At 42.3% G+C, this 14,436-nt stretch carries 10 protein-coding genes; 5 read left to right on the top strand and 5 right to left on the bottom strand.

Going from position 1 to position 14,436, the window contains the following annotated elements:
• Positions 1 to 55 precede the first annotated feature (55 nt).
• From ACED41_RS05995 to ACED41_RS05985, 3 genes are all read right to left on the bottom strand, one after another.
• Entirely contained in the window at positions 56 to 772 is a 717-nt protein-coding gene (locus ACED41_RS05995; protein WP_371724645.1) for a 3'-5' exonuclease, read from the bottom strand.
• Positions 772 to 2,634, bottom strand: coding sequence for a DUF294 nucleotidyltransferase-like domain-containing protein (locus ACED41_RS05990; protein WP_010438388.1), 1,863 nt, complete (start codon positions 2,632 to 2,634; stop codon positions 772 to 774). The genes ACED41_RS05995 and ACED41_RS05990 overlap by 1 nt, the downstream gene beginning before the upstream one ends.
• Before the next feature lie 276 nt (positions 2,635 to 2,910).
• Positions 2,911 to 3,630, bottom strand: a complete 720-nt coding sequence (locus tag ACED41_RS05985; protein WP_010438385.1) for a FadR/GntR family transcriptional regulator — start codon at positions 3,628 to 3,630, stop codon at positions 2,911 to 2,913.
• Between the two features lie 342 nt (positions 3,631 to 3,972).
• Here ACED41_RS05985 and ACED41_RS05980 point away from each other — a divergent pair, with 342 nt between their 5' ends.
• The 3 genes from ACED41_RS05980 to ACED41_RS05970 all read left to right on the top strand — a co-directional run bounded on the left by ACED41_RS05980 (position 3,973) and on the right by ACED41_RS05970 (position 7,162).
• The gene (locus ACED41_RS05980) at positions 3,973 to 4,749 is read left to right on the top strand and encodes an SDR family NAD(P)-dependent oxidoreductase (protein WP_371724644.1); all 777 of its coding nucleotides are present in this window, start codon (positions 3,973 to 3,975) and stop codon (positions 4,747 to 4,749) included.
• Positions 4,750 to 4,923: 174 nt separating this feature from the next.
• Positions 4,924 to 5,646 carry a FadR/GntR family transcriptional regulator gene (locus ACED41_RS05975; RefSeq protein ID WP_017063624.1) on the top strand — a complete coding sequence of 241 codons (723 nt, stop codon included), beginning with the start codon at positions 4,924 to 4,926 and terminating at the stop codon, positions 5,644 to 5,646.
• Positions 5,647 to 5,794: 148 nt separating this feature from the next.
• The gene (locus ACED41_RS05970; protein WP_081322222.1) at positions 5,795 to 7,162 is read left to right on the top strand and encodes an MATE family efflux transporter; all 1,368 of its coding nucleotides are present in this window, start codon (positions 5,795 to 5,797) and stop codon (positions 7,160 to 7,162) included.
• A gap of 258 nt (positions 7,163 to 7,420) precedes the next feature.
• Here the strand turns inward: ACED41_RS05970 and ACED41_RS05965 are convergent, their stop codons facing one another.
• Positions 7,421 to 8,458: a polysaccharide lyase family 7 protein gene (locus ACED41_RS05965; protein ID WP_017063622.1), complete on the bottom strand. Its 1,038-nt coding sequence runs from the start codon at positions 8,456 to 8,458 to the stop codon at positions 7,421 to 7,423.
• Between the two features lie 538 nt (positions 8,459 to 8,996).
• Here ACED41_RS05965 and ACED41_RS05960 point away from each other — a divergent pair.
• Both ACED41_RS05960 and ACED41_RS05955 read left to right on the top strand, forming a co-directional pair.
• Positions 8,997 to 9,857 carry an oligogalacturonate-specific porin KdgM family protein gene (locus ACED41_RS05960; RefSeq protein ID WP_065584138.1) on the top strand — a complete coding sequence of 287 codons (861 nt, stop codon included), beginning with the start codon at positions 8,997 to 8,999 and terminating at the stop codon, positions 9,855 to 9,857.
• Positions 9,858 to 10,047: 190 nt separating this feature from the next.
• Positions 10,048 to 11,868: a hypothetical protein gene (locus tag ACED41_RS05955; RefSeq protein WP_371724643.1), complete on the top strand. Its 1,821-nt coding sequence runs from the start codon at positions 10,048 to 10,050 to the stop codon at positions 11,866 to 11,868.
• Positions 11,869 to 12,836: 968 nt separating this feature from the next.
• Here ACED41_RS05955 and ACED41_RS05950 read toward each other — a convergent pair.
• Positions 12,837 to 14,405, bottom strand: coding sequence for a polysaccharide lyase family 7 protein (locus ACED41_RS05950; protein WP_017069952.1), 1,569 nt, complete (start codon positions 14,403 to 14,405; stop codon positions 12,837 to 12,839).
• Between the last annotated feature and the right edge of the window lie 31 nt (positions 14,406 to 14,436).

Below are 14,436 nucleotides of genomic sequence, written 5' to 3'. Positions count from 1 at the left end.
CTTTTTTTCCTTTAAAATCAGTAAAATAAGAGCCGCGCACTTGCAGCTCTTTTTCCTAGTGACTAATCCGATAGAGAAAGGCAACGGTCACATTATCGTTAGGCACAACTCGCTTCTGCTGAGCCAAAAACAATTCCGCTGTCGAAACGGCATCAGCTAACGCATTGTGGCTGTTATACTCAGGAAGACCATACCTGTCACGTGTGCCTGCCAAAGTTAAATCTACCTCTTCATGATTACTGATCGCTTTCTCCATAGATTTTTCAATACACAATGTATCTAACCAAAGCAAAGGCACCGTTCTCAATCCGTAACATCGAAGTAGATATTGACTAATGAACTTCTCTTCTACAACACAAGCGTGCGCAACAATGATTTTACCTTTTGCGGCTTCAAAAAAGGTCAGCATGGCATCATGAATTGACGCGCCCTCTTCCAACATTTGCGGCGTAATGTGATTAATAACCGCGGTTTCTGCGTTGATCTGAGAGTCGTTGTTAAGATAGATGTGTTTGGCAGATGCCAAATCAATTCGCCCCTTAACCACATCAACCCACCCCATCGATAAAATCAGATCTTGTTCACTGTCTAAGCCCGTCGTTTCAAGATCTAACACAATATACTCACTATCTTTAGCCAAATCCGCCATCTCTGGACACGGCTGTTCAACAAGATCGTGTAATGCTTCAGGCAGTTTAACCGTATTTAGGTATTGCTTTCGCTTGCGCTTGACTCGCTCAAGCGGATGAAAATAATTTAACAATGCTCTCATTAGCGCGCTCCAAAACGAATCTTCGCCGCCTCTTGGAGATCAGCTATGATCCTAAAGGCATCTTTCAAGTGCTTACGTTCAAAGCTACCAAAGCTATCAGGGTTGATGTTGTTGTCTGGTACCTCCCCATTCTTCAAAGCTTCAAGTTGATGACCAAATCGGAAAGATAAAATGAACTGATACGCACCCAGAATGTTCTTGAACGCGTCATCACTGAGCATACCTTTCTCGTTCGCAGCTGCAAAACGCTCGTCGGTTGCAGACAAATCACATTCAACGGCTAGCCCGTATATACGTGCGAGATCGATAATCAGGTTAATCGCGTATTTCTTCACATTGAGCGTTTTCTTGTTCTCTCCCGACTTCTCTAACACCAAGCTGTTAAAAATGCCCAATGGTGGATTAGTGTTCACCGCATCTTTCACCAACGTGCTCAAAAATTCTCGATTATTGCGAATATTGGAGTGCAACTCATCACGAAGAATGCCCTCAAATTCACTGTTACCGTAAATAGTGCGAATTTCAAGGAAAACACTGATATTGAGTAGACGCTCATATTCAGGGTTTGCTACCCACTTCTTGTAGTAGTGCTTCCAAACACCCAGTGGCTGACACCACTTTGGCGTCGCAGCCATGAATTTTCCTGGGCATAACGGATAGTCACAACTTGCCAATCCATTTGTTACCATCATCGCTAAATGCTTGAAATAAATACGGTCACTGTCGGTTGCATCGTCAGAAAGTACAATCGCGCTGTCTTGATCCGATAACATGTGTACTTCATTGCGAGCGTGAGAACCCGCAACAATCCAAGAAAAGTCACAAGGTGGTGGGCCTAACTTGTCAATTGCTATCTGAATTAATCGGCGGGTGTAGGCATCCATAATCATGGTCATTACCTTACCCACTGTTTCCGGTGCAACTTTACCTTCCACCAGCGCTTCAAATATAGCTTGTCGTTCCGAGGTAAATGAAGACATGGTTTTCACACTGCCCGCGTATTTGATTTTCTCAATCAAGAAAATGGCTTGAACACGGTGGTTTTGAACCAAGTGAGACGTGGTAAGAAGCCCAATGACTTTGTTCTCTTTCACAACCGGCAAGTTGCGAATATTAAACTGCATCATAATAGACGCGGCGTGTAGCACTAAATCGTCCGGTTTAACCGTAAGAGGAGAATGCGTCATCACCTCAGAAATAAGGCTATCAGTACTCACGCCGTGGGCAATCACTCGCTTAGTCATATCTCGGTCAGTAATTAAGCCTACAATCGACTCATCCTCATAAATTACAGCACAGGGTGAGCGTTGATGAAGCATTTCAACCGCGACCGATTGGATGGTTTGCTGGGACTTAACAATTGCCACCTGTCCGCTTGCGACTTCTTCAACCTTACGAATGAACAAGCCTTTCTCTTTGTTTGACCAAACCACATCCAGTGCCGATTTCAAACGAACTTGGGCCTGTGAAGCAAAATGCTCAGCACAACTTGGAAAAGCTTTGAAAAGTGTTTGAAGCGCCGAGTGTGGAATAACATAAAGTAAGGTGTTTTCAATTGCGACAGCTCTATAGCCTTTATCATCATTAACTTCAGAATCTAAGAACGTGAAGCCGAACAGATCTTCACTGCCTAACCGTGCACGAAGCACACCGTCCGATTTTCTTTGCTCCATAGATCCTGTTCGAATGATATAGAGCGACTTTTCTTTTCCTGACTCGCATAGATCGACGACATCCCCTTTGGCTAGATAGGTAATCTGAACATTAAAAGCGAGGTCACGAAGCGCTTCTTTAGGGATCTTATCGAAAGGGTCTATCTGACCGATGAACTGAAGAATATTTGGCAATAGAGACTGAGGCATATAATCACACTCGCATTAATTTGATTAGTATTATTATATAACTAACAATGCTGGTTACTAGCGGTTTTAGCAAAACAACGCACATAAGACTAAATATTGGACATCGGTCAAGTTTTCATCAATTTTGGATGTAAAAAAAGCACGTATTAAACGTGCTTTCAATAGATAACTGTCTGTAGTAACAGCAATTTTAGGTTGACTCCACTAGGTATCCAGAGCAACGCTCGATAGAAACGGCTAAGACCTTAGAGTTGAAACCTCACCCAAAACACTAAGCTAGCTTGCTACTGGCAATCTGTGGTTAGTATCTAATAGATGACTTGCAGAAGCTTGGCGTGCTTTATCACTGTTACCCGCCATGATTGCTTCATAAATTTGACGGTGTTCATTAATACACGTACTTCCCTCTTCTGAAGAATGAGAAATAAAGTTAACAAACATTGTCGTTAAGATATTGCCAAATGGAAGGTAAAAGTCATTACCTGTTGCATTGAAGATGAGGCTATGGAATTTCATATCAATATCTAGCCAACTGTCTTGGTTAAACTCTTCAGCACCTGATATTTCTACCATCTGTTGGAAAATGCCCGACAGTTCAATGCGTTGTTCAGCGCTCGCGAACTGAGCAGCCAATGCACATGCTTCTGGTTCAATCGCGCGGCGTAAACCCAAAAACTGATGACAGAATTGGTCTGTATCGGCCAAACCGTCCATCCATTCGATCAATTGTGGATCTAAGAAGTTCCAGAATGCACGGTCAACAACGCGAGTACCGATCTTAGGACGAGATTCTAATAGGCCTTTTGAAGTCAGAAGCTTAACCGCTTCTCTTAATGCTGTTCTACTGATACCAAATTGCTCGCACAGAGCCATCTCACCAGGGATAATAGAACCTTGAGGCAAATTGCCCGACAAAATACCACGAGCGATTTCACGTGCAACTTGCACATGAAGGCTTCGCTTAGAGCCTGAAATAGAATTGAAAGAGCCAGCCATGTGTCTACTTACTTATTAGATATGTATTATTTAACTCGGACTATAGCACTGATTTATATCTGCACCAACTAAGTATAAGAATAACGTGAGGTCACGAATGATATAGGCTAGCGAAGATTTTATGAATATTATAAGTATTTAGTTCATCAAACTAATTAAAAACATTTATTCATACAAATGGTTCTTATTTACACCGTTTTTTGTATGCGCAAACTCACAAAACGACTCTTACTCTCACTATTTATGTCGTTGATGATCAGTTTTGAGATGACTATCCTTGAATACTGCAAGTGTTATTGTATGATTTATTAACGCGAATGATCTACAATATAGGCGACTGTGATGTTTAACGATTTAAAAGGCAAACGCATTCTAATTACTGGCTCTACTGCAGGTATGGGCTTAGCTACAGCACGTATTTTCGCAAAGTATGGTGCAAAAATTGGTATCAATAGTCGTGCTTCTAGCCCAAAAGTTGATGACGTTGTTGCCGAACTCAAGGAGCTTGGTGGCGATGTTGCATTTTTCCCTGCGAACTTGATGGAAACATCGGATTGCGAAAAATTAGTTAACGAGTTCACCGAACACTTCGGTGGGATGGATGTGTTGATCAATAACGCAGGCGGTCTTGGCGGTCGTGCCAACCTAGAAAATATCGATGATGAGTTTTATGAGCGCGTAATGAACCTTAATGTTCGCTCTGCGCTGATGACAACTAAGTTCTCTATCCCGCACTTACGCGCCTCTGCTGCTGAGTCCGGGCAAACATCTTGTGTGATTAGCACAGGATCTATTGCCGCTCGCGAAGGCGGTGGTGTTGGTGCTGGCATCTATGCCGCATCGAAAGCTTGGTTACACGATATTCACCGTAATTGGGTGAAAGAGTTCGCGCAAGACAATATCCGTTTCAACATTGTTTCACCGGGCACTATCGACACCGCATTTCACGATGGCAAGAGCGACGATTTGAAAGCGACCATTGCTAACAACATTCCAATGGGACGCTTTGGCAATATTGATGAAGTTGCTCCGTCATTTGCTTTCTTTGCATCGCACGCTTGCAGCGGTTACATCACAGGTCAAATCCTAGATGTTAATGGCGGACAAATAACGCCCTAGTTAGCTGGTTTATATAAGCTCACTCAGCGATTTAAGTTCGCCACACTATATAAGGTTAACAGACCCGAGTAGATGAGGGAAAACCTCACACTAAATTCGACGTATACACTGACACTAAACACCAGATTCGTCTGGCTTTTAGTGTTTTCAAAGTTTCAATTTCAGGTGGTTTAAATGTCAATATTTACATTGGTGGAAGATTCAAGCCGCCGAATTCATGTTCAAGTGGCGAGACAAATTGCTCGCAAGATCTTGTCAGGCGAGTTAGAAGAAAATCAAAAGTTACCCAGCGAAATGGAGCTGTGCGAAATCTTTGGAGTGAGCAGAACTGCCCTTCGAGAATCAACTAAGCTACTTTCGGCAAAAGGTTTAATCGAGTCGAAGCCAAAAGTGGGCACTCGTATCAAACCGAGAACACAGTGGCACTTCTTGGACCCGCAATTGCTGTACTGGATCCAAGATTTAGAAGATACTAAACCCTTCTTGTCTCAATTTTTAGGCTTAAGAAAAGCGATTGACCCGGAAGCGTGTGCGCTCGCTGCAACCAATGCAACTGTAGAGCAACGCAAAGAGCTTTCGATTCTTTTCCAGAAAATGACCATCGCAGCAAATAGCTTCGATTATGAAGAGTGGACGACCAACGATCACCTGTTTCACCAAACGATTTTCTTATCGACAGGTAATCAATTTTACATTCCATTCGCGAACATTCTGTCGACTATCTTCAAGCAGTTTATCGACCACTCCGCTGAAGGCGGTCGCTTCTGTTTAGAAGAACACAAAGCGATTTACGACGCAATAATGTCTGGCGATGCCAAGCAAGCTCGAATTGCTTCTCAAGTCCTGCTAGACGATGAGAACCAAAAGCTCTCTAGGGTTGAATTAGCCATCGCATAACCGAGATTAACCAAACTGACTTGTTTTTCAAAGACACAAGTCAGTCTTGTTTTAGCACCCATTTTTTAACCATCAACTACCGTAGTGTTTTCTTCTTTAAACGCTCTACTCCGCCACCTCAGAGAAAGCTTACGGTTATACACATAAGGTGTTGTTTGTGTCTTCACAATCGTACGTAAGGAAAAATTTCTCTCTCGCCTGGCCCCTCGCCTTAAACGGTATCTTGATGCAGTCGATGTTGATGATCGACACACTGCTTGTCTCTCCTCTTGGTGAAATCCCTTTAGCTGCAATGGGGATTGCGACGACTATCGTTGCCTTTGTACTGGGAATTCAAATGGCGCTGGCAAACGGTACTCAGTTAGTATTAAGCCGCGCAGTGGGCTCTGGTATCGCCGCGTCATTATCTAAAGCATTTTGGGCAGGGTTATTTATCAACCTTGGCGTAGCAACACTGTTTTGGCTTCTACTTACTTTTTTCGAACAACCATTGATTCAAGCATTAACAGACGACGCTTCCCTTCACTTAGAAATCAGCCGCTATCTAGACATCTCGAAATACATCGTTATTTTTACCGCGTTAACGCAGGTGATCATTGCTTTATTTAATGCGCTAGGCAGAACCAAAGTCCCATTCAAAGGTTACTTAATTGAACTGCCTATCAATGCTGTACTCTCGTATGTGCTGATTCATGGCTTTTCTAATTTTGAAGGCATTGGTGTACAAGGTGCTGCATTAGGCAGCATTATTGCAATAACGATCCGCTTGCTGTATTTAGTTTTGTGCGTGCATTTAAGCTCTGCGATTTCACTCAAATTAGACGCTCAGCGATCTGAATTCTTTACCAACGTTCGCCGTCACTTTATCGAAATATTCCCCGTAGCAGCGAACGTGACCATGCTTTTGATTGGCGCAACGATATATCAATTGTTGTATTCGCAACTTAACATCAACGCTTACGTAGCGATTACTTTGGTGATGCCTTGGATCAGGGCTGTCTCTCAATTTATTACCGCTTGGGCTCACTCTTCCGCGATTACTATCAGCCAAGCGATTGGCTCCAAAAAGATGGATGACCTAGTCAAAAACGTCGATACCAGTATCGATATTGCAGTCGTCATTTCTTTCGTTTGTGCACTCTTATTCGCAGGATTAAGTCTGGTCATTGGTGACATTTACCCGAACTTGGATGAATCTACCTATCAAGCATTGGCCGTTATCGCCCCACTCTACATATTCTTGCCAATTGTTCGTGGCTACAACACGGTTCATGGGAATGTACTAAGAGCACTAGGAAAAACGACCGCAGTCTTCAAAATCAACTTTACTGGTCAATGGGTAATTTCAATTCCATTGTGTGCATTGATCATCTTTGGATTAGACGGTTCTATCTTTTGGGCTTTCGCTATCCAACCATTCGAAGAAGTCGTTAAAGCTTTCCCATTCCGTCATTTGGCTCGAAAGTCTCTTAAAGAGTTTGATGCCGACAAAGCTAAAGAGTTGATGTATGACTAAACTCCGTATCGAGTTGCCGTCCTAAAATCTTCCCACGCGTTCTGAATACAACCTTGTCTTTTGACAAGGTTGTATTGTTTTAGCTGTACCATTCATTGGTAGGCTTCAGCACACCCTCATTGATACCAAGGTCACATTAATACCAAGGTCATCTTAAAACTCATATAAAACAAAAAGACCACTCAACATTCGGTTAAGTGGTCTTCGAAAATATTCCTTAAGGACTGCGTCTAGCTAGCCTATTGGTTATGCTATGTGCTATTTACCGTTCAACTTAAGCGCTGAGAAAGTCACACTGTTGTAATCGCCATTCTTTTTATCGATAGCGAAATCGCCAGTACCGCCACAACCAGGTCCCCATACAGGGTGAGAATCGCTCACGCTACATTGGCCGTATGCGCCCGCTTTGTAGTAAAAATCATCTTCAGCATAACCCGTTGGTGAATCAAGTTCATCGATGCCCTTACTCAGGTCGATTTCATACTTAACGGTATCGTGACGCTCGGTTTCAAACGTTAGGTACATCATGGTGCCTTTCACTTCCACTTTGTAACTAAACTCTTCACCAAGAGCAATACCCGCTTCACCCGGCTCTGCAGGGTTTTCCCACGTGTTACCCCACACTGGATAAGCGATATCGGCACGGTTAGGATCTTTTTTCTCTAGGTTACGTTCATAGTTCCAGAATACTGAACCCATTTCTTGGTCAGGAAACTTCTTATAGAAGATCTTTAGTGGTTCATTACCATGCCCATAACCGGTTCCAGCTTTGATTAGCTCATTATGTTTTTTAGCGTGAATCTGACCAACAACCACCGAGTGAGCTGGGTACTTTTCTGGGAACTTAGCGTTAACTGAGACGTGATTAACTTTTAATGTCGCTTCTAATGTTCCGCCAACAGCACTGTATTCACTAGCCGCTGGGTGACTCGACAGTGCCCACTGGTTTCCTTTATCAGCCGTATCGATAGAGAAATCTGCGCCTCTTGGCATTTGTCGTAATTCAGAACGCGCATTCTTCGAGTTTTTCGTCGTAATCGCTTGGTTTTGCACTTCAAATACAAGGTTGCCGTCTTTATCAAGATGGAAGAAATCACTATGTGAGTAGCTCATCATGGCTACCCCTTCTATTTCATCAACACGACCATCTTCATTAATATCTGAAGGTATGGTTATTTTCCAATTATGCATATCGAATTTATCGGCAGGTACGGGGTAAGAAACACCGTTATTTGCGAAAGTAACCATTGGTACAGTCGCTAATAGCGCCACTGCTAATATGTTTTTCTTAAACATGACTCATCCTTTATTGTTAACAGATACCGAGTACACACTCAGTACAGAAACCACTTTTGAACACGAATTAGTACTAAATATTTTCTCTTCGACTTAAATAAGCCAACCGATAAATAGAATTTACATTTAGCCATTTTGTAACTTTTATTAAACATCTGGCTATGGTTTATATTTATGCCTCTCAACATGCTCCCTATGTTTAAGCCACGATGGTTAAAATCATCATTATTAACATATAGAAACACTTAATATTTGTATTATTTTAACACATGCAAAAAAGTGAGTTTCTAAGGTTTGTGAATATGAGAAGTACGTCATGATTGATTTAATACACAAGCCCTAAATTGAGATATTCATAACATTTAGCTATATATTTGGGCCATTAGTCAGAACTTTTTGATAGATCTCACAGAAATCTGACTCAATAGTAAATACCATATTTGTCATACATTAATTTAATACCATGTAAGGTATTGGTTTGTGAGCCACGGGTACATTGGATGTATCCAGAATAAAAAAATAATAGTGAGACAAAGGTATGAATTCTGTTACAAAAATTTCTGCAGCTGTTGCATGTACTCTTTTAGCGGGCACAGCTACTGGTGCATCTCTTGATTATCGTTACGAGTATCGTGCTGCGACGGATTATACAAAAACAAATGGCGACACGGCTCACGTAGACGCTCGCCATCAACACCGAGTGAAGCTAGGTGAAAGCTTTAAACTGTCAGATAAGTGGAAGCACTCAACGGGCCTTGAAGTTAAATTCCATACTGACGATTCTTACTACGACGCAGATTCTGGCGAAGTTAAATCAGCAAACAGTAGAAGCTTCTATGACGGCAATTGGTATATTTACGGTATGGAAGTAGAAAATACAGCAACTTACAAAGTCGATAACAACTGGTATCTACAAGTTGGTATGCCGATCGCTTGGGACTGGGATGAGCCGAACTACAACGGCGGTGACTGGAAGATGAAAAAAGTCACTTACAAACCTCAATTCCGTGTTGGTTATAATGCGGATATGGGATTAACGACTGCCATTCGTTACCGTCACGAGTATGCTGATTTCCGCAACCACACTCAATTTGGTGATAAGGATTCAGAAACTGGCGAACGTTTAGAATCAGCTCAAAAATCCAAAATAACGCTAACAGGTGCATATAAAATTGAGTCTCTACCGAAGCTTGGTCTTTCTTACGAAGCAAACTATGTAAAATCTTTGGATAACGTACTTCTTTATAATAGTGATGACTGGGAATGGGATGCTGGCTTAAAAGTAAACTACAAGTTCGGTTCTTGGAAACCTTTTGCTGAGATTTGGTCTTCTGATATCAGCTCATCTTCTAAAGATCGCGAAGCAAAATACCGTGTTGGTGTTGCTTACTCATTCTAATTAGAAATAGTCAATTTATAAAATACCCCTCTCCTCTTGTAAATTTTTGGGGCATATTTTAAGCACTTTACTTAAATAATAGGATGTTCTAATTAACGTTAGTTTCATCCTAATAAATATTTAACGACTATTCATTATCTACTTCTTATGTGATTTACATATGGATTTAATATCATAAAGAGAATATTTTATGCAGATTTCTAAAGTCGCTACAGCTGTTGCTCTTTCGACAGGTTTATTATTTGGTTGTAACAGTGATGGTTTACCTATTCCGACGGATGGTTCTACCGATCCAGGTAACCAACCTTCAGCATTAACTACGGGTTACTGGCAAATCAGTGATGGTAACTCCGCTTCAATATCCGCGTCATCAAATGCAGATCTTCCAAATGTGTATGTTTTCCAAGAAGATGGTAATCATAAATACTATGACGACGACGACGACTTAGGTACTTACACGATTAAAGATGCAAGTGCTTCTACTAATAATTATGATGAAGAAGCCGGTACGGTCTCTTTCACATATTATGAAACAGGCACATCAACGATCGAAATTCTAGATGGTGTTTTTTCTTTCGATGACGCTGGTGCTCTGAATATTTCAGATAACACCACTGGCATAGACTACTCTGGTTCAGACCAAACTGCGACTGACGCCGTACAAGAAGCTATCAGTGAAGCCAATAAAGCAAATGGTATCAATGGCTACGTTCAAATCTTGGACACCAACAATGGCGGTGTAAAGAATGATGTGGGTGAACTACGTTTGAAATTGTCTGACAGCAGCACAGGGGCAACAGTAGACAGTATCGCATCAGGAAAGGTAACCGTTGACTTAATCTACCAAGTAGATGAAGACACCGAGCAAGAAGCGAATGGTTCAGGTAACAACGCTTATATTAGTCTCTACGCTTCTGGTACTTCTAACACTAATTTACACGGCGAAGTTATTTTTAATGCTGGAGAAATTTTCTACCGTTCCACGGTTACCGATAGTAGCGGTAAACCTCAAATTCCTGATGAGCCTGTAGGCACTTACACTTTAGGTGAAGATCTCGCGGTTGAAATCAGTTGGGCGAGCGGTTACTACACATTCAAAGTCAATGACACTGTATACGACAATAGCGGCAACGGTTTTGAGGCTTTCGACAAAGCTGCCGTTACTATCGTGTCATTGAAGCTTGGTGATACTTCCAACACAACACATTACGAATTGAACGCTGATAACTTTAAAGTTTATTCAAATGACACGACTACTGACGAGTTAGTATTTGAAGATAACTTTAATAACTATCCGAATGGGCAACTTTTGTCAGGCAATCCGTATAACAACAATACTGCGGAAGCGACTGTTGTTGTTGATGGCGGCAATACTGAGCCAGAACCTGAACCAGATCCAGAACCCGGCGAAGTAACAGACAACTTCGATTCTTATACTGTAGGTACGCAGATCGATGTGGCTAACCCTGCGTACCAGACAAAAGGTGTTGATGGGGTTTTAAATACAGCAGTGATCAGTAGTGACTTTGCCAAGTCGGGTTCTAACTCTTTACGAATTGAAGATGGTGCGGACTCAACCACTGATAATAACAAAGCTATCGTTGGCCGCGACTTTGCTAATGGCGCAGCAGAAACTGGCTCTGTTTCTACATCTGTATACATCCCTAGCGATGGCTATGTAAAAGCATCATACATTTTCTTAGGTTCTAATAACGATGCATCATCTAGTGGTCGCTTCACTGAAGTTGTATTTACATCTAGTATGATTAAATTCCGCAACGAATCAGGCAGCCAAGTTGACCTTGCTTCATACTCAAAAGACACATGGGTAGATGTGACCATTTCATGGGTAGATACAGACATTACCGTCAATGTTGATGGAACAGACTACACTGGGTTAAAAGCTGAAAGTGCAGGTGGTTCCCCGACCGCTATTGCGCTATACAATGGTGACAATGGTTCAAAAGGGACATACACCTACTTCGACAACCTAGATTCAGACCTATTCTAGTTCTCACTAGAAAGTCTGTTTGACTTGATTGCTAGATAAAACAAATCCCTATCAACGTAATTTGATAGGGATTTTTTATTGTTAGCTCAAGAATAAAAAGCAGACTGGCGATTCAGTTAAGCTCTCTGACTCAGCGGAACTTTGCTTCAGCGTTGAATAAGCACCGATGCTGCTAGTAACGAATGCCCCCTTGCCTCTCTAACTTATTTAACCCTCTCAAAAGCCCTGTATCTATCATAGATAAACAAAACCCCTCAGCTCTGCACTCAACCCACAAATTATTATTCAGCATCACCGTAGCATACAATCAAGGTATTTACGGCCTGCAAGCAACTAACCCTCAAGCGTATCCCCTTGAGCACTAGATGCGTTTGATCATCGACTTGAGCCCGCCTGAGTATTTCATTAAGCATTGGCGCTAATAAAGTGATGGCTAACCGCCCTTCTATTTATGCAAGAGTTAGAGCACGATTTATGGCTGTTGCTAAGAGTCTTGCTAAACAACCCAAAAGTGACGGTTTCAAGAACAAAACGGGAGTAATCAGCCGAGCTAACGCTTATTAGTAGACCAGGCAAAACAATACGTTCATGTGTAGACGTCGCATTAGTACATACCTTGAGAACGAAGTCGAAGTTTTCTAGCTATGGCGATTCCAAAATAATATTGGCATTGTTTAGCTTTGAATGAGAGCCAATATGACCTGTTATCAGCTGAGATTAATCATGACTGAGGTTAATGGTGATCGGCGATTGGGGAAAGGATAGTGACTGAAACTGATAATGACTAAAGTTAATACTGAATGAGCTTAATGATAATGTCTTAAACTCTGTGCAACTGATAACTACCCCTCTCCTACTCAATTAAATCATACGCTTAAGCCCAACCAACAGCAGGCACAAAAAAGCCTCCAAACCCTAAGGCTGGAGGCTATTGCGATAGCTTTAATATTAAGTGTTATTCGGTTAGATTACTTTTTGTATTGATCGTGCGATACGTCTAGTTGGTAGAAAGTCGCTTGTGAGTAATCGTCTAGGTCGCCGCTGATGTTTTGGTTGTAAACACCGGCTTTGAAGTACATGTACTTGCCGCCTACGTCGTAGCCGCTGTTGCTCATATCAACCACTTGTACAACGTCGTCTTTGCCTTCACGCATTAACGTTACAGTCATCGTGTTGCCTTTAACGTCAATACGGTAGCTGAACACTTCGCCAAGTGCGATACCATCGTCACCCACTTCAGCCGTCATGTCGCCCACTAGAGGGTAGAAGTCCTCTTTAGTTGCATCTTGGCTTTCGTGTGCGAAGTAAACCGCACCCGTTGCTTGGTTTGGCAGTTTACGGTAGTACAAACGAATTGGTTCATCGTTTTGATCGTGAATCTGACCAATGATAAAGCGGCCTACTTCGTTCGCATTACCTGTTGTTGTTGCGTGATCGATTTTCAACGTTGCTTCTAAAACGCCATCAATACCAGCAGCAGCTTCTAAGTCAGACTCAGGTGCGCTTGAGAATACCCAGTTGTTCTTGTTAACACCTTTAGTGCTAATAGACTGGTCACCACGGCGCATCATTTCGCGAAGCTCTGTACGCGCATACTTAGTATTTTTAGAGGTACGAACACCTTTCACGTAAGACTTGAAGACTAGACCACCATCGTCAGCTGTGTAGAAGATCTCTGGGTGTTGGTAACCGTTTGCAAGGTTCCACTCAGAAACATCATCAGGCTTACCGTTTTTGTCATGGTCGAATGGTTGAGATAGGTACCAATGCGTCATGTCAAAGTTTTCGCTTGGCGCGTTACCTGCAACTGGTGTCGCTGGCAGGCCTGTCGGAACTGGCAGTGCACTGCGTGTGTCACATTCAACTGAGGTCTCACAAGGGTAAACCGCTGCTACACCAAAGTTACCTGAACGAAGATCTTTGCGCGCATCTTTACGTGCTTTTTCCACTGCTTTCATTTCAGCGATAATAACTGCTTCTGCTGCTACCACGTCTGAAGTGATGATATGGCTAGCAGGACATGCGTTAATGTTACAGTTAACCGCAGCTAACCCTGTCACACTGTTCCAACCATTTTTGGTGTTACCGTGACCAACGTATCTTACGTAGCGCGCTTGCACTGCTGGCTCGAATTGGAAACGCTCTAGGCCGATCGCTTTACCTGAGCTCAGTTGGTTTTCAAGTACGGTTGTCCAGGTTTCACCATCGACACTTACTTGAATATCAAATTTAGACTGGCGCTCGTTACCTTTGCTGAAAGATGCTTGAACCGCATCAAATTCTTGAACTGAACCATAATCTAGCATTGCCCACTCACCGTCACCCGCTGAAGACCAACGTGTAGTTAGGTCTTGGTCAATGAGACGATCAGGTCCGTTACCATCATGGCTACTAGCGGCAACAGCAACTGGCGTCAGAAGCGCTTCACCAGTTTCTTTGTTATTTGGGAAATCAACAGTCGGTGTGCTCGTGCTCGCACAACCAACTGCAAGTAAAATAGAAGAAGCGAGTAAGGTTTTTAGAGTAATTTGTTTCATATCTAATCCATTATTATAATACAAAGACAGC

It is taken from the genome of Vibrio sp. 1F255 (genome assembly GCF_041439145.1).
In the GTDB taxonomy this organism is placed as follows: Bacteria; Pseudomonadota; Gammaproteobacteria; order Enterobacterales; family Vibrionaceae; genus Vibrio; species Vibrio crassostreae_C.
The sequence above is the reverse complement of the archived record's forward strand: the minus strand, read 5'-3'. Positions and strand labels throughout refer to the sequence as shown.

Bases quoted from the DNA above. Each gene is read 5' to 3' on its own strand.
- ACED41_RS05995 (WP_371724645.1), bottom strand. From the start codon at position 772: ATGAGAGCATTGTTAAATTATTTTCATCCGCTTGAGCGAGTCAAGCGC.
- ACED41_RS05990 (WP_010438388.1), bottom strand. From the start codon at position 2,634: ATGCCTCAGTCTCTATTGCCAAATATTCTTCAGTTCATCGGTCAGATA.
- ACED41_RS05985 (WP_010438385.1), bottom strand. From the start codon at position 3,630: ATGGCTGGCTCTTTCAATTCTATTTCAGGCTCTAAGCGAAGCCTTCAT.
- ACED41_RS05980 (WP_371724644.1), top strand. From the start codon at position 3,973: ATGTTTAACGATTTAAAAGGCAAACGCATTCTAATTACTGGCTCTACT.
- ACED41_RS05975 (WP_017063624.1), top strand. From the start codon at position 4,924: ATGTCAATATTTACATTGGTGGAAGATTCAAGCCGCCGAATTCATGTT.
- ACED41_RS05965 (WP_017063622.1), bottom strand. From the start codon at position 8,458: ATGTTTAAGAAAAACATATTAGCAGTGGCGCTATTAGCGACTGTACCA.
- ACED41_RS05960 (WP_065584138.1), top strand. From the start codon at position 8,997: ATGAATTCTGTTACAAAAATTTCTGCAGCTGTTGCATGTACTCTTTTA.
- ACED41_RS05955 (WP_371724643.1), top strand. From the start codon at position 10,048: ATGCAGATTTCTAAAGTCGCTACAGCTGTTGCTCTTTCGACAGGTTTA.
- ACED41_RS05950 (WP_017069952.1), bottom strand. From the start codon at position 14,405: ATGAAACAAATTACTCTAAAAACCTTACTCGCTTCTTCTATTTTACTT.